The sequence below is a fragment of the Rhodococcoides kyotonense genome, assembly GCF_900188125.1.
GTDB classification, from domain to species: Bacteria; Actinomycetota; Actinomycetes; order Mycobacteriales; family Mycobacteriaceae; genus Rhodococcoides; species Rhodococcoides kyotonense.
In genome coordinates, this window is record NZ_FZOW01000025.1 from 20,583 (window position 1) to 40,286 (window position 19,704).

General features: G+C 62.0%; 17 protein-coding genes. 4 read left to right on the plus strand and 13 right to left on the minus strand.

Annotated elements, in window-relative coordinates:
* Positions 1–35 precede the first annotated feature (35 nt).
* The 8 genes from CHB96_RS26845 to CHB96_RS26880 form a co-directional block, all read right to left on the minus strand.
* Positions 36–881, minus strand: a complete 846-nt coding sequence (locus tag CHB96_RS26845; protein ID WP_089252104.1) for an ATP-binding cassette domain-containing protein — start codon at positions 879–881, stop codon at positions 36–38.
* A gap of 4 nt (positions 882–885) precedes the next feature.
* Complete coding sequence (locus CHB96_RS26850) at positions 886–2,700, minus strand: dipeptide/oligopeptide/nickel ABC transporter permease/ATP-binding protein (RefSeq protein WP_141136577.1); 1,815 nt, start codon at positions 2,698–2,700, stop codon at positions 886–888.
* The gene (locus CHB96_RS26855) at positions 2,697–3,638 is read right to left on the minus strand and encodes an ABC transporter permease (protein WP_089252108.1); all 942 of its coding nucleotides are present in this window, start codon (positions 3,636–3,638) and stop codon (positions 2,697–2,699) included. Before CHB96_RS26855 ends, CHB96_RS26850 begins: the two co-directional genes overlap by 4 nt.
* Positions 3,639–3,784: 146 nt before the next feature.
* Positions 3,785–4,387 (minus strand): DAK2 domain-containing protein, encoded by a 603-nt coding sequence (locus CHB96_RS26860; protein ID WP_089252110.1) that lies wholly within the window; start codon positions 4,385–4,387, stop codon positions 3,785–3,787.
* Entirely contained in the window at positions 4,384–5,382 is a 999-nt protein-coding gene (locus tag CHB96_RS26865) for a dihydroxyacetone kinase subunit DhaK (RefSeq protein ID WP_089252112.1), read from the minus strand. The genes CHB96_RS26860 and CHB96_RS26865 overlap by 4 nt, the downstream gene beginning before the upstream one ends.
* A gap of 9 nt (positions 5,383–5,391) precedes the next feature.
* Complete coding sequence (locus CHB96_RS26870) at positions 5,392–6,303, minus strand: dihydrodipicolinate synthase family protein (RefSeq protein ID WP_089252114.1); 912 nt, start codon at positions 6,301–6,303, stop codon at positions 5,392–5,394.
* Between the two features lie 484 nt (positions 6,304–6,787).
* Positions 6,788–7,918 carry an alpha-hydroxy acid oxidase gene (locus CHB96_RS26875; protein ID WP_245866236.1) on the minus strand — a complete coding sequence of 377 codons (1,131 nt, stop codon included), beginning with the start codon at positions 7,916–7,918 and terminating at the stop codon, positions 6,788–6,790.
* A gap of 368 nt (positions 7,919–8,286) precedes the next feature.
* Entirely contained in the window at positions 8,287–9,198 is a 912-nt protein-coding gene (locus CHB96_RS26880; protein WP_089252114.1) for a dihydrodipicolinate synthase family protein, read from the minus strand.
* Positions 9,199–9,395: 197 nt separating this feature from the next.
* On the opposite strand from CHB96_RS26880, the gene CHB96_RS26885 reads away from it, so the two are divergent.
* Both CHB96_RS26885 and CHB96_RS26895 read left to right on the plus strand, forming a co-directional pair.
* Complete coding sequence (locus CHB96_RS26885) at positions 9,396–10,109, plus strand: GntR family transcriptional regulator (RefSeq protein WP_089252118.1); 714 nt, start codon at positions 9,396–9,398, stop codon at positions 10,107–10,109.
* Positions 10,110–11,068: 959 nt separating this feature from the next.
* Positions 11,069–11,725, plus strand: coding sequence for a type IV toxin-antitoxin system AbiEi family antitoxin domain-containing protein (locus tag CHB96_RS26895; RefSeq protein ID WP_342746283.1), 657 nt, complete (start codon positions 11,069–11,071; stop codon positions 11,723–11,725).
* 379 nt (positions 11,726–12,104) lie between these two features.
* Here CHB96_RS26895 and CHB96_RS26900 read toward each other — a convergent pair whose 3' ends face one another.
* Entirely contained in the window at positions 12,105–13,313 is a 1,209-nt protein-coding gene (locus tag CHB96_RS26900; RefSeq protein WP_089252124.1) for a DegT/DnrJ/EryC1/StrS family aminotransferase, read from the minus strand.
* Between the two features lie 74 nt (positions 13,314–13,387).
* On the opposite strand from CHB96_RS26900, the gene CHB96_RS26905 reads away from it, so the two are divergent.
* Positions 13,388–14,278 carry a 2OG-Fe(II) oxygenase family protein gene (locus CHB96_RS26905; RefSeq protein ID WP_052047968.1) on the plus strand — a complete coding sequence of 297 codons (891 nt, stop codon included), beginning with the start codon at positions 13,388–13,390 and terminating at the stop codon, positions 14,276–14,278.
* Here the strand turns inward: CHB96_RS26905 and CHB96_RS26910 are convergent.
* The 4 genes from CHB96_RS26910 to CHB96_RS26925 form a co-directional block, all read right to left on the minus strand.
* Positions 14,242–15,618 (minus strand): nucleotidyltransferase domain-containing protein, encoded by a 1,377-nt coding sequence (locus CHB96_RS26910; protein WP_089252126.1) that lies wholly within the window; start codon positions 15,616–15,618, stop codon positions 14,242–14,244. The two genes, CHB96_RS26905 and CHB96_RS26910, sit on opposite strands and share 37 nt — an antisense overlap.
* Complete coding sequence (locus CHB96_RS26915) at positions 15,615–16,358, minus strand: hypothetical protein (protein WP_089252128.1); 744 nt, start codon at positions 16,356–16,358, stop codon at positions 15,615–15,617. Before CHB96_RS26915 ends, CHB96_RS26910 begins: the two co-directional genes overlap by 4 nt.
* A complete protein-coding gene (locus tag CHB96_RS26920; protein ID WP_089252130.1) occupies positions 16,355–17,044 on the minus strand; it encodes a histidine phosphatase family protein in 690 nt (229 codons plus the stop codon). The genes CHB96_RS26915 and CHB96_RS26920 overlap by 4 nt, the downstream gene beginning before the upstream one ends.
* Positions 17,045–17,140: 96 nt before the next feature.
* Positions 17,141–17,932, minus strand: a complete 792-nt coding sequence (locus CHB96_RS26925; protein ID WP_176444518.1) for a phytanoyl-CoA dioxygenase family protein — start codon at positions 17,930–17,932, stop codon at positions 17,141–17,143.
* 241 nt (positions 17,933–18,173) lie between these two features.
* On the opposite strand from CHB96_RS26925, the gene CHB96_RS26930 reads away from it, so the two are divergent.
* On the plus strand, positions 18,174–19,640 hold the full coding sequence (locus CHB96_RS26930) for a hypothetical protein (RefSeq protein ID WP_141136578.1): 1,467 nt from the start codon (positions 18,174–18,176) through the stop codon (positions 19,638–19,640).
* The last annotated feature ends 64 nt before the right edge of the window (positions 19,641–19,704 follow it).

The window sequence follows — 19,704 nt, forward strand, 5'->3', positions numbered from 1 at the left end:
GGCGTGTGTCGGTGCCGCTGGGGCTATGGGGGCGGTCAGGCACGAGCGTTCACCTGAGTCGATGCCATTGCGAGGGACTCCCACTTCTTGCGCCGTTCACGTTGAATGGCCGGGTCGGGGTGTGGTTCGGCTGCCAGTAGGCGTTTTGTGTAGTCGTGGCTGGGATTCGAGTACACCTCGTCGGTGGGGCCAGTCTCGACCGCGTGGCCGGCGCTCATGACCATCACGCGGTCGCACAGCACTCGAACCACGGCCAGGTCATGTGCAATGAACAGATACGCAACTCCGGTCTCGCTCTGCTGTTTACGGAACAGGTTCATGATGTGCGCCTGAACCGAGAGGTCCAGTGCCGACACTGGTTCATCGCAGACGACCAGCCTGGGGGAGGGCATGAAGGCCCGTGCGATGGCGATTCGTTGACGTTGGCCACCTGAGAACGACCCGGGCAACTTGTCCATGGCATCGGAGTTCAATCCGACATTGTCGAGCAATTCGGCCGCGCGTTCGAGTGAAGCTCGTTTGCTCATCGTCTTGTTCGCGACGACCGGTTCGGTGAGGATGTCGCGAATCTTCTTGGCTTCGTTCAGTGAGCTCCGTGGGTCCTGGAACACCACTTGGATGTCGGTCGAGAGCTTTTGGCGCTCTTTCCGGTTGACGTTCGTTATGTCTCGTCCCTCGAACAGGATTCGTCCGGCTACGGGCCGCGACAGGCCGAGGATTGCTCGCCCGATCGTGGACTTTCCGGACCCTGATTCGCCGACGATGCCGAGTGCTTCTCCAGCGTTGATCCCGAGACTGATGTCATGCACCACGCATACCGCACGCTGACCTGATCCGTAGGCAACGTCTAGGTGTTCGAGCTCGAGCAATGGGGTGGTCATGAGCTCACCTTTCGGCCTGGGCGAAGGATGCGGATTCAGGCTTGGTGCTGGGTGTTTCGAATGTTCCGGTGATCACGGGGAGGTCTGTCAGCGCTGTCGCACCGTGCGGATTCGATGCCAGCAGTGCCTGGGTGTATGGGTGTTGTGGGTCGTTGTATATGAGTTCTGCGGTGCTTTCTTCGACTACTTCGCCCTTGTACATCACGACGACGCGATCGCAGACGTCTGCCACAACACCCCAGTCGTGGGTGATGATGACGATGGACAGGCCGGCGGTCTCGCGCAACCGGATGAGCAGACCCAGGATCCCGGCTTGCACCGTCACATCCAGAGCAGTGGTCGGTTCGTCGGCGACCAGTAGCTCGGGCTCACCGGACAGCGCGAACGCGATGGACACTCGTTGGGCCATGCCGCCCGAGAGTTGATGAGGATAACTCCGATAGCACGTCTGCGGATCGCGGATCTCCACCAATTCGAGCAGTTCGATGGCGCGGGCTTTGGCCTCGTCCTTGGTCAGTGCAGTATTGGATCTGATGGCCTCGACCAGCTGTTTGCCGGTTGTGAAGTTGGGGTCGAGAGCGACCATCGGTTCCTGTGCCACGTAGGCGATGCGACTACCTCGGTATGCACTGAGCTCTTTGCTGCTCAGTGACAGAAGATTGGTTCCGTCGTAGACGGCGGTGCCAGAAGTGACGACCGCAGAGTTGCCGACGACGCCGAGGATCGCCGAAGCAACCGTGGACTTCCCTGATCCGGACTCACCGACGATACCGACGGTTTCTCCGCGTCTGACCTGGAATCCGACTCCGCGAACGACTGGTTTGACGTCCTCACCGACTCGGTAGCCGACACTGAGATCATCAACGGCGAGCAGCACCTCTGCCGGTACCTGCGGAAACACCGAGGCTGGCGCGAGTGCTCCACTGTTGAGGGTCAGTTTGGGTTCGGTCCAGCCTCCGGTGAGTCTGTTACGCAGCGAGTCACCCAAGAGTCCGACCGACAGCGCTGTCAAAGCGATGATGGCACCGGTGGGATAGAGCATCCACGCGTTGAGGGAGATGTTGGCGGCTGCTTCGGCCACCATGTTGCCCCAGCTCGGATCCGGCGGTTGTGTGCCGAATCCCAGGAAGCTCAACGCGCTTTCGAGGACGATGACGTTGGCCCCGAATACGGTGCCCTGCACCACGATCAGACCGATCGTGCGCGGCAGGATGTGCCGGAAGATGATGCGCAAGGGAGACAGTCCCGAGACGCGCGCGGCGTCGACGAACAACTCGTTTCGAGCCGCCGCCGCTGCTGAGCGGACCATGAGGGCGAGCACCGGAGCGCACAACAGCCCGAATACGAACATGGCCAGGTACAGATTGCCACGGTAGATCGAGAGCACCACGAACAAGATGATGATGTGCGGCATGGCGATGAAAATGGCGTTGAGTCCGGAAATTCCGCGATCGGTCCATCCGCTGAGATACCCCGCCAGCAAGCCGAGAGTACTACCCACCACAAGGTAGGTCACCAGCGCAATCACCACGGCGGCCAGCGTCGACTGGCCTCCGAACATCAATCGCGACAACAGATCGCGTCCGAGACTGTCGGTCCCTAGCCAATGCGCACTGCTGGGGCCCTGCAGGATTCGAGTCAGATCCTGATCCATCGAGTCATAGGGCGCGAGAACAGATGCCAACACGCACGCGATGATCACCACGGCCAGCCACGTGCCGGCAACCGCAGTGAACGCCGACAACTTCGGTCGGCGCCGACGAACTTGTGTTTGCGCGGCGACCGCGCTGGGGGAGTCTGGGGTCAGGAGAGTACTCACTGGGTCCTCGCCTTCGGATTGAGCAGGGCATGGGCGATATCGCCGAAGAGGGTTGCGGCGAGTACAACGACGGTGTACGCCAGCACTGCACCCTGAATGGTGACCAGGTCGTGCTGAGTGGTGGTGATGACGACGAGCGAACCGAGGCCCGGTAGGGCGAAAATGGCCTCGAGTGCCACCGTGCCGCCGAACAAATTGACGAAGCACGCCACCATTGCGGTAAGAATCGCAACTGCGGCATGCCGCAGTCCGTGTCGGAAAATCAGAGAACGAGTGGAAATGCCGTTGGCTTGCATGAATTTCATGAAGTCACGGCTGAGTGCCTGAGCCATCGAATCGCGTGTCTGTTTGGCGATGATGGCGATTCCGGCCACCGCGAGTGCGGACACAGGCAAGATGATGTGGCGGATGAATTCCGACGTATCTTCTTGTGGTGGAACGTATCCCAGTGGCGGTAGGAGTTCGAGTCGCCCGGCGATCAGTACGACGAGCAACAGTGCGATCCAGAAGTTCGGCAAGGAGATGCCACACATGGCGACGACGTCGACGATCTTCGCCCAGACGCCGCGCTTGACCGCGGCCCAAGTGCCCAGAACTACGCCGATGACCGTTGCTGCGATCGTGGCAAGGCCTGCGACATAGACGGTCGGCCACACACGCTGTGTGATGACCCTGGACACGTCTTCACCGGTGTACAGGGATGTTCCCAGATCGCCGTGCACAGCACCGGTCAGCCAGTACCACCATTGAACATAGAACGGTTTATCGAGATTGAGCTGCGCGTTGAGGGCGGCGATACGTTCGGGTGTGGCGTCCTCACCGAGCACGACAGTGGCGGCGTCACCGGGAATCAGGGACACCAGAAAGTAGGTGATGATGGACATGAGCAGCAACACGGGGATGGCGAACAGTACCCGGTTGACGATGAGGCGAGTCATCGCGAATCCATAATCGTTTGCAGACAGGAGGTTTCAGCCGTCTGCGCTGGACTCAGGTGAATTGTCATAGTGCTTCCTGTTTTCCGTACTTCCTTGTACGTACCGATCGCAGCTGGTGTGACGTCGCGCCGGTAGCTGCTGACGGTCTAGGACACCTCGGTGAGAGCCGCATTGAAAGCAACTGCGACGAGAACCGCGCCCGCGTCGGGGTTTCCGAGGGCACGTTCGGGCTGACTACGAGCTCTGCCGATACGAGGGGTCATCGTTTTCGTTGCTTCCATCCCCTTCTGGGCCGAGGCCGCAACAGCGAATCGGATGTCGTCCCACGGCAGATCGGCGGACGCCTTTCGCGCGGTGTCGGCGGCCGGTGCCAGTGCGTCGAGAAGGGTTCTGTCCCCCGGCGCGGCCTTGCCTCGTTTCTGTATGCCTTCTTGTGCAGCGGTCAGGGCCGCCGCCAACTGTTCGCGTGGCGATCCGCTGTTGTCGAGCTTGGACGCAGACAGAAAGGCCGTCGCAATCAACGTTCCACAGCTCGATGCTGCGGTGCCTGCGATGCGGCGTCCACATTGCTGTAGCAACGTCGACGTGTCGCCCGTGTTGGCTGCGACTGCTTCGCGGATCGCGGCAGCGACTTTGCCTGCAGTCAATCCGAGATCGCCATCACCGACGATCGAATCCAATCGTGTCAGTTCATCGACGTTGTTCTCGAGCGCCTCCGCAGCTGCGGTGAGCGAGTTCGCGATCGTCATGACTGCTCGAAGAAGGGTGTGCGAACGGGAGCATCGACGGCGTGGGCGAGTTCGTCGTCGAGTACCAGGATGCTCAACGACGCACCTGCCATCTCGAGCGAGGTGACGAATTCTCCCACCCAACGACGGTAGATGCTGATTCCACGATCGGCGAGAACCCTGTGCACACGGCGGTAGATCACGTAGAGCTCCTCCGCTGGTGTCGCTCCCAGTCCGTTCACCAGAACGGCAACTCGACTGCCCGAGGGAATGTCGATGTCGGCCAAGATGCCACCGAGGAGTTCGTCGGCAATCTCGTCGGCGCTCTGTAGCGCTCGGCGCGCGATGCCCTGCTCTCCGTGAATGCCCATTCCGATCTCCATCTGCCCGACGGGTAGATCGAAGGTCGCTTTCCCCACTGCGGGGAGCACCATCGGCGAGAGCGCGACTCCGAACGAGCGCAGGTTTTTAGCGGCACGTTCGGTAAAGGCAACGACGTCGTCTAGCGGCGCGCCGGCTGCAGCTTTGGCGCCGGCGACCTTGTAGAGAAGGAACAGTCCGGCGATGCCGCGGCGAAACTGCTCTTCGCCCTTGGGGGCAGATGCGACATCGTCCCGGCCCACAACCGTGCGCACGGTGTGTCCGTCGAGTTCTGCAAGCTCTCCTCCCAGGTCGAAGTTCATCAGATCTCCGCCGTAGTTCCCGTAAAGATAGAGAACCCCGGCACCGGAGTCGACTTCCTTGGTGACTTCCAGAATCTGATCGGGGGTAGGCGAAGCGAATATGTCGCCTACTGCGACCCCATCGAGCAGGCCTTCTCCCACATATCCGAGGAACAGTGGGAGGTGACCGGACCCTCCGCCGGTGACGATACCGACTTTGCCCTGCACAGGGGCGCTTACGCGCACGATGGAGTGCGGGTCGTCGACGGCACGTAACTGATCACCGTGTGCGAGCAGGATCCCGTCGAGCATCTCGGAGACCAGATCCTGAGGGTCGTTGATGAGCTTTTGCATCGGTTTTCCTCAGACTGTTGCGGGAGCGAGTGCTGTCTTGACGATTTCGAGGCCGGACTTGACCGCCTGCAGTTCCTCGTCGTTGAGCGGTACGAACGGCAGACGTGCGGGCCCGACCTGGCGACCCTGCTCGGTGGCGACAGCCTTGATCCAAGCCGGCCAGTTCTTTCCGTTCATCACCGCGCGAGTGAGCGGAGCGAGCGCGAAGTGGATCCGCTTGGCCTCGTCGTAGTCATTGCGCTTGATCGCCTCGAGCATCGCGATGCTCTCGCCCGGGAACATAGCTCCGGTACCGGAAATGGAGCCGGTGGCACCGAGAGCCAGACCCGGGTAAAGCAGGTGGTCCTGCGCCCACGTCACCGAGATCTGGTCGGCGACGGTGTCGAGCAGCTCCGACAGTGTTGCGAAGGATCCGCCGACGCTCTCCTTGGTGGCGATGATCGCACCGATCTCGGCGAGCTTCTGAGTGATGGCCGGAGTGACGGGGGCGTGGCTGAGAACGTTGTAGATGATGACCGGCAGCTCGGTGTCCTTGTGGATGCGGTCGTAGAAGTCGATCATGCCGTCGAAGCTGGGGGACTGGTAGATCGGCGGTGTCACCATCACACCGGCCGCACCCACTTCACGAGCCGCCCGGCCACGGGCCACCGCGTCACGGGTGGTGGTGGTGATGATGCCGGTGACGATCGGGATGCGCCCCTTGACGTGCTCGACCGCGATCTTGGTCAGCTCGGTCAGCTCCTCACCGGTCAAAGCATGGCCTTCACCGGTGCTGCCGCCGACGACCAGACCGGTCACCGGGTGCTGCAGCTGGTACTCGATATCTTCGATAAACGCCGCACGATCCAAGTCACCGTCCGCAGTGAACGGGCTGAACAGTGGGGGGAAGATTCCGACGACATCATTCCTGGTAAGCGACACTTTTCGTTCCTTTGCTCGGGGTCACATCGTGCTGGGCTTGGTGACGTGAGCCACAGCCTGCTGAATGCATTATTATCGATAATGATTCGAAGATGCAAGGCGTTGAGCCAGAAAGTTTCTACGAGGTACGAACAGCGGGGGTGCCACAGCAGGGAAGAACGGGTCCGATTCGTGTTCGAAGGTCCGACAACAGGGCAGGGGCAGTTGCCAGGTACTCGGGTCGGAAGTAGTTGCGACCCCGCGTCGGCACTACTCCGTTGAGACAGTGCTCTTGGCCATCCGATTCGGCGGGCAGCACCGAGCGCACGGTGGCCGTGCACCGTGCGCTGGTGTTAGTTCGAGCAACACCTGAGCCGGTTTCGGTATTGTCGACACGCGATCGCTGATGGCGCTGCTGCGCACGGTGCGAGTGCCGACCGCCGAATGTGTCTCGATCGACCAATAAGGAACCTATAGGGCCGCGCTGCTCACCCAGCGCAGTTCGTCAGTAGGTGGAATGCGTTGGATTCAGGCGAACATGACTTGGGGTCAGTTCAGCGGTTGAACGGACACCGACCAGCTGGAGGGTTCGTAGATATTGCTCGCGGAGAATCTCGACTGCACGTTGTACACCGCGTTCGCCACCGGCCATGAGGCCGTAGAGATAGGCCCGTCCAACCATCACCGCGTCCGCACCATGCGCGACCGCCGCGGCAATGTCCTGTCCATGCAGAACGCCACCGTCGAGTAGAACGGTGACGTTCGGGCCGACTGCAGCTCTGATCTCCGGCAGAACATCCAATGTTGCAGGTGTGCGGTCAAGTTGACGGCCGCCATGATTGGAGACGATGACGCCATCGGCACCGAGGTCCACAATCTTTCGAGCTTCAGCGCCACTGAGGACGCCCTTGACCAACAATGTGTGTGGCCAAGCGCGCCGGAGCCATGCGAGATCGTCGCTATCGAAACTGGGATCGAATAATTTGGCTGCAACTTCGGCGTTGGTACCTGGGAAATTGCGGACCGAGGCAAATTCGATGGGGGGTGTTGTCAGTTTGTCGAAGCACCACCCCGGATAGCGTGCCATGTCGAAGAAGGTCCGCACGGTCAGTGAGGGAGGAATGGTGAGCCCGTTGCGGACATCTTTGAGTCGACGCCCTCCGACTGCGCAGTCGAGCGTGACGATCAACGTCGTGCACCCTTGGGCCAGAGCCCGCTCCAGCAAATTACCGTTGATTGCAGGGTCGTTGGTGAAGTAGAGCTGAAACCAGTTGTTGCCCTGCGGCGCTGCTCTGTAGAGGTCTTCGATGTCGGTAGTACCGAGCGTCGATAGTGCGTAGGGGATCCGATTTCGCTGCGCCACCCGTGCAACAGCACTCTCGCCCTCTTGCTGCATCATTCGAGTGAATCCAGTGGGTGCCAGCACGAGCGGAAAATCGAGGTGTTCACCCAACAGGTCGACGGAGGGATCCGCATCGGCAACGGAACCGAGCAGTTCTGGTACGAACGTCGCCCGTCGAAAGGCCGACGCGTTCTCGGCGACGGTGACCTCGCAGTCTGCAGCCCCGTCTACGTAGTCGAATACCGCGCGGGGTGTGGTCCGACGACTGACCTGACGCAGATCTTCGATGGTCAACGCCGCACCAAGTCGCCGCTCGACCCGATTGAACTCTGGCTTTCGGAACTGCAGAAGGTCGCGGACTTCCGCGGGCCGAGGCACCTGCCTGCGGGTCTTGACCGTACCTTCAGGCGTCTTCGCCGTGTCCTCTGCCAGATATGGGTCAGTCATCTGATCGCTCCTTGATCGCGCTTTCCGGCTGCAAAGGTCTCCGTTCTTACCGATCCGAATGTCGCCATCCAGCGCGAGAGCGGCTGTGGGGCAGTCTGAACTATCGGAACACAACGCCTAAGGCCGTGGGCCTGCGACAGCACCGAATATCTCGGGAGTCGCATGTTGCCCACGGCCTTTGGCGGGAGAAACTATTTCGTACTGTCCGGTTTTCCTCAGACTGTTGCGGGAGCGAGTGCTGTCTTGACGATTTCGAGGCCGGACTTGACCGCCTGCAGTTCCTCGTCGTTGAGCGGTACGAACGGCAGACGTGCGGGCCCGACCTGGCGACCCTGCTCGGTGGCGACAGCCTTGATCCAAGCCGGCCAGTTCTTTCCGTTCATCACCGCGCGAGTGAGCGGAGCGAGCGCGAAGTGGATCCGCTTGGCCTCGTCGTAGTCATTGCGCTTGATCGCCTCGAGCATCGCGATGCTCTCGCCCGGGAACATAGCTCCGGTACCGGAAATGGAGCCGGTGGCACCGAGAGCCAGACCCGGGTAAAGCAGGTGGTCCTGCGCCCACGTCACCGAGATCTGGTCGGCGACGGTGTCGAGCAGCTCCGACAGTGTTGCGAAGGATCCGCCGACGCTCTCCTTGGTGGCGATGATCGCACCGATCTCGGCGAGCTTCTGAGTGATGGCCGGAGTGACGGGGGCGTGGCTGAGAACGTTGTAGATGATGACCGGCAGCTCGGTGTCCTTGTGGATGCGGTCGTAGAAGTCGATCATGCCGTCGAAGCTGGGGGACTGGTAGATCGGCGGTGTCACCATCACACCGGCCGCACCCACTTCACGAGCCGCCCGGCCACGGGCCACCGCGTCACGGGTGGTGGTGGTGATGATGCCGGTGACGATCGGGATGCGCCCCTTGACGTGCTCGACCGCGATCTTGGTCAGCTCGGTCAGCTCCTCACCGGTCAAAGCATGGCCTTCACCGGTGCTGCCGCCGACGACCAGACCGGTCACCGGGTGCTGCAGCTGGTACTCGATATCTTCGATAAACGCCGCACGATCCAAGTCACCGTCCGCAGTGAACGGGCTGAACAGTGGGGGGAAGATTCCGACGACATCATTCCTGGTAAGCGACACTTTTCGTTCCTTTGCTCGGGGTCACATCGTGCTGGGCGTTCGAGAGTTGCGCCACAACCACCGTAGAATTATTATCGATAATCTAACAGGAATGCAAGGGTGGAGTTCGAGGAACACTGTCAGTAGCAGCTGCCAGCAGGCAGTGGGCAAAGCGCGAAACGCACGCCCTTGAGACATCGTGAGGAGGTTGAGATGGAATGCTTGAGCGCATGACCGAGGACCGGCGGAAGCGCGTGACCCTGCAGGACAAGATCTATACGCGCCTGCTCCAAGAGATTCTCTCGGGAGAACTAGAGCCAGGCTCACGCCTGCTCGTAGCCCATCTTGCCGCGCGATTCGGTACCTCTCAAGCTCCCGTGCGCGAGGCCTTACGTCGCCTTACCGAGGAGGGGTTGGCCGACACGACGCCCTATTCGGGCACCGTGCTCAAGGAACCCACCTGGGCCGAAATCGAGGATTTGTACCTGCTGAGGGAACAGTTGGAGGCATTCGCAGTCCGTCGGATGTTCGAACAGCGTTCAGTCAAACTGCAATCGATAAAGGCGGCGTTGCGCGATTTGCAACGGGCCGTGCGCGCTGGAGATCCAGTCTGGGTCATCGATGCCGATCTCGAATTTCATCGATCCGTGTGCGAGGCTGCAGGCAGTGCACTCACTTTGGAGATGTGGAACACTATCGTCAAACGTCAACGCGGCACACGGCTGACCAATGAACGCCGACAGCGTGACGATTTCTCGACAGTCGTGGAGACGCACCAAGAGTTGTTGGACGCGCTCGAGACTGGGGACCCGAATGTCGCCGAACAGGCGTTCCGCGATCATCTCAGCAAGGCGAGGCGTCGCGTCGAAGAAATACGGCTTGCTTCGGCCCGAGAAGATTCGACAGCGAGCCGCGAGAACGCCGGATTATGACATTGGTTCATGCGGCACTCAGGAAGCTCCATGCAGGTGACAGCAGCTGTCGAAGACACAAATGCACAAGTGCCCTTTACAAGCAGAAGCTGTTCGCAGAATATGCGAATGACTGAACTACGACTTGACATAACATAAAATATCGGCGCGTCAACAGGTGCCGGGGTGCGATGTCGGCGCTCGACGCCTGTCGGTCACCCGCCTCCGGCGAGTTCAGGCCATTGGCTCGTCGATATCTGCAGAGCCTACGATTTCCATCCCTTGGATGTATCGAGCGTCGATCTGTCCGCGTCTGATCTGACTGCCACAGACGTGATTCTTGAAGTGAAGTTCTACACTGGAATCATGGGAATTTCGTGGATCGCGAGCGGTGGTTTGGAGCGCTCTGCGCGCCCCGAATCGCACCGCGTCCGTGCGGATTCACCACGGTCCGCATGGACTTTCGATGCAGATCTCGGTGTCACAAGCGTGTCACAAGTCGGTATGAACGAGCGTGAACCTGGGTGGTACCGCCTGAACGATTGACAATGGTCAGAGCGGCTGTGGGGGTCCAGGTGGACGTATTCGGTTGTCTCGCAACATACTTGTAAGCGAGCGGTCAACGGTTCAATCCCGTTAGGAGGCTCATCGAAAGCCCCTGACCAGGAAAAATGGTCAGGGGCTTTCTTATTTGCCCTGGTAGGGACCGCTCGTTTCAGGAATGGTCCGGATTCGTCCATGGCCGTTCACCTGGGGTTTGTGACGAACGCGACCTGGGGATTTGCGGGGTGATCGGTCGGATTAGGGGCTCGGTGTCACAGAATGTCACAACTCGTTGCTAACTCACTTCTGGGCATCTCTGTGGACGCACTTGGATTCCGATGACTTCGAGTCTGCGTTTCGGGCTGTTCAGGGGTTTTGTAATCGGTGTCAGATGTGTAGGCTTGGAGCCTACGTATCCGATACTCACGGGAGGCGACGTGACAAAGAGCGCTGTTCGACGCCGTCAGACCGGGTTGCCTCCCGAGTTTGCACGCCTTCCGATGCGGATGGTGCGGGCCGCGACGGCTGCGCAGGTGTATGCGCACCCGAGGGCCGAGCTCGTGCGGCTGACGGACTTGGGTCTGTTGCATCGGGTGGCGACGGGTTTCTATGTTGCGGTGCCTGACGATCGCGTCGGGACTGGGTGGATGCCCGGCGTGGAGGCAGCTGCGGCCGGTGTCGCGGTTGCGGCCTACGGGCCCGATGACGCGGTGGTGATGGGCGTCAGTGCGGCTCGGATGCATGGCGTGATCCCGCGGGCGTTGGCGACGGCGGTGATTGCTGTTCCGACGCGGCACGACCCGATCCGGTTGGCGGATCGGCCGGCGGTGGTTCGGTTCGTGGTACGCGATACCGCGCGTTTGGATGCAGAGCGGATCGATACCGAGTTGGGTCCGGTGCTGGTGACGACGGTCGAGCAGACAGTGTTGGATCTGATGAAGCGTCCTGGTCTCGGTGACGCCGAGGACGAGGTGTGGGCGGCGGTGGAGCAGTTGTATCGGCGGTGCGACCGAGGCGAGTTGGCGGAGATGGCTGGGGCTCAGAAGATGAGAACGACTCTGTTGCGGCTGCAGGCTCGGTTGGGGGAGGAGTAGTGAATCCCGACGAGCTGGAGACGGTGGCAACGAAATTCGGCGTCGCGCGAACAGGTCGAGCGGGTGCGTCGGGTCAACCCACGTTGCTGCAGCCCCGGCGTCGGCGCCGAAAGCGCTTCGACACTGTTCTTCACCGCGCGAAATTCCCGAAGGAGTCCACAGCGAAGCATCCTTCGCCACCCTGTGCAACGTCTCGCTGAATGCTGCATCATCAGGTTCGCACCACCCCACAGGCTCAAATGCGGTAGAAATCGTCCAGTGAACAACTCCCTCTGATGTACTGCGCTGACTCGCTCGTCCAACGACGAACGTACCCACGCCAAAGTCGAGACGCCTGTGCTGCGCCCGTTATGACTGCAGACACGTCTCCGGGCTGCGGTCATCTGCCCGAGCGAATCGCCTCTGAGAAGCGGCGAGCCACGTTTGCGATCTCTTCGGGAGTGGAGCGAACCGTGATGCCGAACCCTGAGCCGAGTCCGTTGTCGGTTACTCCCACTGCGACATTGACGGACCGGCTCAGTAGGTCATCGGTGCGTGGGAGGTCCCCGGGCTGTGCAAACCGCGACCGTGCAGACCATCCGGGCCGGTAGGTGCGATGGTCTCGAATATGGTCCATGTTGCGGTAATTATGCCAACCAGTCTTGCTCAGAGGTTCGACGCCCAGCAAGGCAGCAGTCGAGGCTGCATGAGCCCGGTCGTCAAAAACGCTGGTAAGGAATGTCGCGCACTCGCCGTCATCGTTGAGACGTCTAGGGTTGACGCCTTCGACGTCATCGATGAGGGATCTCAGTAGTTTCTTCCGTTCGCGAAGGGCGACGAGTATGCCGTCGAGCTTGCGAAGCTGTGCGAGGGCGACCGCTCCGGTCAGCTCGTTCATCTTCAGGTTCTGTCCAATAAGACTCGGGTTCGTCTGGGTCTTCCCGGATCGCAGCGGTGTGTGCCCTTGGTCGTGTATGGCAAATGCACGCTCGTACAGATTGGGGTCCGATGTCGTGACCATCCCGCCTTCGCCGGCAGACATCACCTTGTAACGGTTGAACGAGAACGCTGCCAAGGTGCCAAGAGACCCCACGCGACGACCCCGGAATGAAGCGCCCGCAGCCTGGCAGGCATCCTCGATCACGTGTAGCCCATGTCGGTTGGCCGCGGCCGTGACGGCATCCATGTCACACGGGTTGCCGAGCATGTGGACCGCGATGACTGCCTTGGTCTTGTCGGTCACCTTCCGTTCGAGGTCCTTCGGATCGATCGTCAGTGACTCGTCGATCTCGACGAGTACTGGTACCGCGCGCGCGTGGACGATCGCGGCGTAAGTGGCGACGTAGGTGAACCCCGGGACCAGGACCTCGTCACCCTCCCCGATCCCGAGCGCCTGAAGCGACACCAGCAGAGCGGAGGTGCCGGAGTTCGTCGCCACAGCGTGCGGGGCCCCGCAGAAGGCTGCGAACTCGCGTTCGAGGTCGAACACCTTGTGCTTGAAACGGGGGTCGCTCAGGTCTCCGAACCGTGATAGATGCCCGCTCTGGAGCACGTCGAGTATCTGCGCGCGTTCTTCGTCACCGAAGCTGGCGGCTCCTGGTCCGACCATCGAACTGCCTCCCGCCCTAAGTCGACTCGCCGCGATCGACGCGGAGACCACCGGGCACGTGACACTATCGCGTCATGGACATCGGTGTGGTCGATCTTCTGTCCCCGAACGCGCCGTCGGAGCTCGTGACCAGTGTCCACGAGACAGGGTTCGCTGTCCTCAAGAACTCCCCGATTCCGTCGGATCTGGTCGAGGCAATCTACCGCGAGTGGGAAGACTTCTTTCGGGGTGAGGCAAAGTTCGGATACCGGTTCTCCCAGGACAAGCAGGACGGCTACTTCGCGAGACCGGTGCCCGGCGACCAGCCCTCGGAGGGCGCGATGGTAAATGGCCGCGACGACAAAGAGTTCTTCCACGTCTTCCCCTGGGGCCGGTTCCCGGTCGAGGTGAGCGGTCGAGCAATTGAATACCGCAAGCTCGCGATGAGCTTGGGTGCCAGCCTTCTGCAATTGCTCGGCGACGGGGCCCCGAAGTCTGTAGCGGCGAAATTCCCGATGCCGTTGGCCCAGACGCTTGTTGGCGGCAACGAGCAGACTCTCCTGCGGATACTGCGCTATCCGCCATTGGGCGATGACCGGACTCCGAGCGCGATGCGTGCCGGCGCACACAAGGACACCAATCTGCTCACCATCCTTGCCTGTGGCAGCGCACCGGGCCTGCAGGTGCGGGTCGGTACGACGTGGCACGAGGTTCCGTGGGACCCTTCCAGCCTCGTGGTAAACGGCGGCGTCATGCTTGAGCTACTCAGCGGCGGCTTCTACCCGGCGATCGCCCACCGTGTAGCAGCGCCAACCGGTAAGGCAGGGATGACGCCGCGGATGTCGATGCCACTTTTTCTCCACCCGGCGCCCGGCGTGGTCATCGACGGGACTCAGACGGCGGCCGAGTACTTGAACAGGCGGCTGGCCACCACATACGGCATCCGAAGTCATCCCGTGACCCGGACGAACTCAGCTTCGTCGTAGGCCGCCATCGCCTCGGACCGGATCGCCTGCCGCGCACTTCTGTTCCGAGAGACCAGCTTAAGAACGTACGATCCTGCTCCGCCATGACGCAGGTAGCTGACGACCGACCTCAGCGTCTGGCTGTCCGCAACGGGACAACATGCCACGGCCATCAGCGCGCCGCCGGTCTCCGACGCGTCGCGTGCGGTCAACGCTTTTGTGAGGATCCCGACGTCACCGCACGTAACATCGGGACGGGTAACTAAACTCCATGCTCCGAGCGCTAGGACAGTCGATGCGTCGTCTGGGCATGCCTCGACCGCACACTCAAGAGCAGCGGGGACGTTACGGGACGGCGATGCAACGAGCTCGGCTAGGGCGGACGCGGACCGGTGCCGTCGGACGGTCTGCTCGATCACCAGGTCGACTGCTGCCTCCACCTCGCGTCGCGCATGCAAGTAGGCACCAGTGAATATTTTGGCATCCGAATGGCCAAGGGGACGGAGACGCTGTTCGCACAGGGCGAAGATCGTATCCAAGCTGCGCGGGGAGACGTATCGCTGCCGTACGTCGCCCGTCGCGTCAAACGTGGAGATGGCGGCATTCTTCACGACCTGGATCAGGTCGAGCGAACGGTACGGTCCAATTAGCCCGAGCTGCTCCTCGGCTGACGCGACGCCGTCTATGAACTCGGGTCCGGCTTCTCGGGATGCAGGCATCAAGCCGGTTCTGATGCGGTTGTAGAAGTTGAAGAACAGGGTTGTACGGGACGAACCACTGCTGTATTTGACGTTCGGCCCATGCACGGTTCGCTTGTCGAGAAAATCGAAGTGGCGGTAATAAAAGTGCTCGGCGATCATGTTCGCGTGCTGCCGGTCGTAGGTGTTTGTCAAGGCGAGGATTCTGGTGACTTCGTCACCGACGGATGACTGACATAGGGCGCGGCCGTCGATGAACTGGTTGAGGTCGATCAGTGTCCGGTCCGCGAGAAGTAACAGCCGCTGGCATGAGATCGACCCTGTCTCGACCTGGTCGAAGCCAGCTATGGCGGGGATTGTGGGGAGGGTCTGGTCTCGTCGTGTCGGTTCTGCGCCGACGGCGAAAAGATCAAGATCGGAGTTGGGGAGCATCTCGCGCCGGCCGAGCGACCCGCCCGCCCACACGGCGTATTCCGGGCGTGCTGGCACGAGGGCGCGGAGGTAGGAGTCAGTCAGGGCACCCATGTCGTCCATGGCGGTGGTAGCTGGGTAGGTCGGTTCGGTGAACAAGCGGTGCGCTATCGCCCGCCGTCGACCGGAGAACTCGCCTGCCTCGAAAGTGTGCGTTGGCCTATAGGTGTCTAGCTTCGAGTGGACCGTCACGGCCAGGTCTCCGACAAGGTTCCTGTCGCCTGGCCGTCAATCGTGTCGAAGATGCGGTCAAGCTCGACGACGACGAGCGCACGATCGGCGATGTCGATCCGGTCGGTGTAGTCGCTCGCGCGCTGCAGGACCGCGCACGCCTGAGGAGGGAGGATCTGGTTGGCAAGGGCGACTAGGTCCCTGTTCGGTGTCTGTGCCATTTCGGCCAGGTCCAATAGACCGGCATGGACAAGGAGGTCCTTCGCCAGCTTCATCACGTACTTGTTGAACTGCGCGTCGCCCGGATTTCCCTGACCCAAGGCCATCACGCGCAAACGTCCCAGGTACTCCCGGATGGTGAACCGAAGTGAAGACCGCACAGCGTCCGGCGGCAGATTTCCGCGCAGCGATGCGTATACATCGCTGCCGTGCAACACGCGCCCGCTCGCGAGCACTGGGACGAAAAACGGACCTTTGGTGCCGTCCTGAAAATCTAGGTCGCCGGAATCGTCCCAGATGTCCTTCAGATACAGAATGCTCAGGTCGAGTCCTGAGAAGCCGGCCAGCACATGAGCAAGGGCCATCGTGGCGAGTACGTCAGGCTCGTCCAAGATCACCTGGATGTCCAGGTCCGATCCCGAGTGGAGGTCCAGGCCGTGGCTGTGCGACCCGATCCAGATAACCGACACGAGCCGGGCAGCGATGTCCGAGTCGGACGCGATGGCTGCGGCGAGGCTCGCGACCGTTGCCTCGGCGCTCACGGGATGCTCCTCTCGGCGGTGCGACGGGTGAACGCCTCGTCGGCAGTGAGTGCGAGGAATTCGCACCGCCACATCCGGTCAGCGCCACTGCTGACCAGTGTGACGGAGCAGTTTGAGGGCTTGGTTGCGTAGGTTTGCGCGTGTGTCCAGCCGCGAAGTCTGGAGACAAGCGCCCGGACGGCACCGCCGTGGGTGAACGCCAGGACAGGGCCGGGCCCAGGCGGCGGAAACGGAACAGTGAGGCTGTCGAGCCATTCGAGCATCCGTGTCGCGACGTCGTTCATGGACTCGCCGCCCGGCGGTCGGAAGTCTTTGCCCGACCGAGCGATCTGAGCAAGTACCTCGTCGTCGAAGGTCAGGCTCGCGACGCGTCCAAACCACGCGCCAACGTCCTGCTCGTGGAGGGCAGCTTCCTCGACCACCTCGGCACCGGACCCGGTCAGCCCAGCTGCCTGGAGCGCGAGGTCGGCGGTTGACCGCGCCCGGACCGTTGGCGATGAGTACACGGCTGCAGGGAGGAGACCTGCCTTACTTAACGAGACACCAACCCGCCTCGCCTGGTCGACTCCGGAACTGACGAGGGGGCTGCTCTCGCAGCGTCCGAGGATCGTGTTACTGGTCGCATTCGACTCAGACCGACCGTGGCGGACGAGGTAGACGTCCAGTTTGGGCTCCCTATCAGTCAAGACTCAGCCTCGCGGGACCCAAAGCTGGAAGGGCCCCGGGCGGCACGATTCTAGAGGAGACTGCTCGCTTCGGGTCGGCTCGTGCAAGTCGAGGGCTCAGGGCCCGGCGTCGCCGAAGTGCGGGGCGGCGAATACGCTTTTGAGCTCTGGTTCATTGCAACGGTCGATGTCGAACGGGGCCGGTGCCTCGCCGCCGAACCACGGCGCGGTCATCCAGGTCAGGACGACGTCGCGCGTTCGGGCGGCCGTGACTGGAGTGGCGGCGTGCATCAGGGCTTCAGAGAAGAACAGGATGCTCCCGGCGCTTACCGAGGGCTGGACGACAATCGCGGTCGGTGCCAATTCGGCATACGTGCCTGGCCGGAGGTGGGTGCCGTCGAGGAACGCAGTGGCACCGAGCTCGGCCCCCGACGTGGTGAGGTAGGCCGCAACGACGACTGCCTGAGATGTCAAATGGGTGCCTGATGTCCCGGGATGTCGGATGATCGAGTCTGGTGCAAAGTCGCGGTGCCAGTCCCAGGTAGACGGGTCGGCGAGCCGGTCGGGGTGCAGCGCTGTATGGGGATGGATGGTGGTCCTTAGGGCAATGCAGTGACGGAGGCGGGGCCTGTGTCCGACGAGCTGTCGGCACGCCGCGACCAGCCCCGGGACGCGGAACAGGTCGAGGAAAGCGGCCGAACGCAGATGAGGCTCGCTGAGCCCCTGCAGACCGTTGTCGGACTGCCAGGGAGTGACGTGTGAGAACGTCTCGTCCATCTCGCCGCGTAGGCGCTCGCACAGCGGTAACGGGACGACGCCGACGGCTACGACCCACCCGTGCTTGGAGAAGTGTGAGAGGTCTGTCTCGGACAGGTAAAAACCGTCCGCACGTCCTTTGGGTCCAGGCACTGCACTCCATCTCGGTCGCGCCCCATTGTGTGGTGCGGACTGTGCGCTGACGGATTGTTGTCCGAAGTCACGATAGCCGTGCTGCGGGTCGAGGGGCATGATTGGCCCGGGTGACGCGGAATATACGTGTTCAAGCGGGGCGGCGGTCACCCGGTCGGACATAGCGGGCGTCCTCGCGTGAACAAGACGCTCTCGCGCAAGTGCGCTCGCGGCGGCTCGCGACGTTTGAGAGGACCGATGGGTGAAGGTGAGCGACCCGGCCGGCATGGCGGATGCGAGGACGCTAGCGAAGCGCCTCATTTTTCAATGGCAGGCGGAGCGACGCGTCGAGGATCTGCGTGCGGCAGTCGACGTCCTGCGTGAGTCGGTCTCGACCGCCGCCGACCCGGACACACGGGCCGCGTCTCGGGCCGATCTAGGCGCGGCGCTCCAGATCATGTATGAGATAGAGGGCGACAGCGTCGAAGTTGCCGTCGGCTACCTGGACGAAGCGATCGCCAACACTCGAGACCTGATCGAGGATCTGCCCGAAGGCAGACAACAGCGCCGTCAGTTCGCGAATCTCGCGAACGCGTTGCGTGCCAAACATGACGCCACTACTGACGCGCAGTCGGTCCTGGACGGTGTCGCTGCTGCGCGACGAAGTCTCGGTTGCGACGATCCCGCAGCCGAAATGTCTGAACGCACCTCGAACCTCGCGCTCTTGCTACGTGCTCGCTTCGTCCGCTTCGGTGCCTTTGGCGACATCAAAGAGGCCGTCGACCTGCTGCGACAGGCCGTTCCTGCGGCTCGTCCGCAAATCCGCCACCTCATCGTGAGTAACCTCGCCGACACTCTCGCGGTGCGCGGCTACCGGTTCCAGCGTGTGGCGGACCTGACCGAAGCGGTCCACCTTTCGGAGCAGACGCTCTTCGAGCATCAACCGTACGAGCGCGGGGGTCTGCTGACGAACGCAGGACTCGCCGCGCTTGAGCTCTATCGGCTTACCAATGAGTCACGACAGGTGCGCCGTGCCGTCTCGATGCTTGCGGCCGCGGTCGACGAGTACACGCCTGCCGTTGAGCTCAGCGCCCGGCTGGGGAACCTGTCCAAGGCACGTCGTCTGGCCTTCACTGCGAGCGCCGATCTCGGCGACCTGGATGCGGCGGTCGATCTCGCTCGCGAGGCGCTCAGCAAGGCTTCGCAAGTGCAGGATCGGGTGCAGTCCGCTGCAGGCCTCGCGCGGGCGCTGTGGGCGAGATGGGAGGTCACGACGGTCATCGCTGACGCCGAGGAGTCTATCGAATGGCGGGCGAAGGTCGCCTCTAATGGCTCGGCGGCCCCAGGCGACCGGCTCGACTCGGCACGAGTCGCTGGTGACTGCGCGACTAGGCTTGGGCGACATGAGTCTGCTGTCGCCGCGTACAGCCTGGCGCTCGACCTGGCTACCGTCCTAGGCTTGATCGGCCTCGACCGACGCAGCGCGGAATTTGAGACAGCGCGTCTGTCTGGCCTTGCCACTGACGCGGCGGCAGCCTCGGTCGCATCAGGCGACCCGGAGAAGGCACTGTTCGAGGTCGACCGGGGCCGCGCCACACTCTGGGCTGGGCTTCGCGGACTTCGCTCACGTCTGCCGGGCGTTGGTGGGCTAGACGGCCGTGCTGACCCACGCGTGGGCCTCGTGGCTCTCGCGCACCCCAGCGAGTGTGACGTCGGCAATGGCCCGTAATCCACGTCGGGATTCGCTGTGCAAAATCGCCATCCTGCGTCTCGGAGTCGGCGCGAATCACTTA

Coding starts and splice junctions, on each gene's coding strand:
- CHB96_RS26845 (WP_089252104.1), bottom strand. CDS start 881: ATGACCACCCCATTGCTCGAGCTCGAACACCTAGACGTTGCCTACGGA.
- CHB96_RS26865 (WP_089252112.1), bottom strand. CDS start 5,382: ATGCAAAAGCTCATCAACGACCCTCAGGATCTGGTCTCCGAGATGCTC.
- CHB96_RS26900 (WP_089252124.1), bottom strand. CDS start 13,313: ATGGTCGGACCAGGAGCCGCCAGCTTCGGTGACGAAGAACGCGCGCAG.
- CHB96_RS26855 (WP_089252108.1), bottom strand. CDS start 3,638: ATGACTCGCCTCATCGTCAACCGGGTACTGTTCGCCATCCCCGTGTTG.
- CHB96_RS26885 (WP_089252118.1), top strand. CDS start 9,396: ATGCTTGAGCGCATGACCGAGGACCGGCGGAAGCGCGTGACCCTGCAG.
- CHB96_RS26905 (WP_052047968.1), top strand. CDS start 13,388: ATGGACATCGGTGTGGTCGATCTTCTGTCCCCGAACGCGCCGTCGGAG.
- CHB96_RS26860 (WP_089252110.1), bottom strand. CDS start 4,387: ATGACGATCGCGAACTCGCTCACCGCAGCTGCGGAGGCGCTCGAGAAC.